Below are 594 nucleotides of genomic sequence, written 5' to 3' on the forward strand. Positions count from 1 at the left end.
GTATACGCGGTTATTTGCCTAATTTCGAACTCCATCATCTTCAAACTTAAGATAAACTCATACTCCTCTAGCATGAATCCCCCTCCTTTTTACCTACTGCTAATACATATCTGACTATTCCAGTGAAAAGTACAGAAACCTGTGGTGGGCGTGAATTTATTTTCGGATTAAAAGGGGACTTTGGCAGGCACAATTTTTCTCTTTTTTCTTGGGCCATATCTAGTACAATAGATATCAAATGTATTGATTTACGTTACTTTATTGGAGGGTACAATGAGCAAATATTTGCATACAAACCAGCATACTGAGATTGTTTTTTATGAATCTGAACATAAAACTGCTTTGGAATCGTTTCACTTACCTGAAGATCAAAAACAGTTCACTGGCATGCCAAATGAAATGCTTCAAATCGCTTTGGAGGATATAAATCGCTTCCCTGTTGTTATCGTTTCGAATGAAAAGCCGGTAGGATTTTTCATCCTGTATGACGGCAAAGAACGATTTGACTATTCGGGCAATCCGAATTCCCTCGTGCTTCGTGCCTTTTCAATTAATTACGCGGATCAAGGAAAAGGCCATGCCAAAGCATCACTC

1 pseudogene is annotated in these 594 nt (G+C 38.6%); it reads left to right on the forward strand.

Annotated features, from left to right (window positions below):
* Nucleotides 1–273: 273 nt before the first annotated feature.
* Nucleotides 274–594, forward strand: a pseudogene (locus AC1DUA_RS40065) (GNAT family N-acetyltransferase); the annotation flags it as partial.

This window comes from Paenibacillus sp. 01T422 (genome assembly GCF_056398785.1).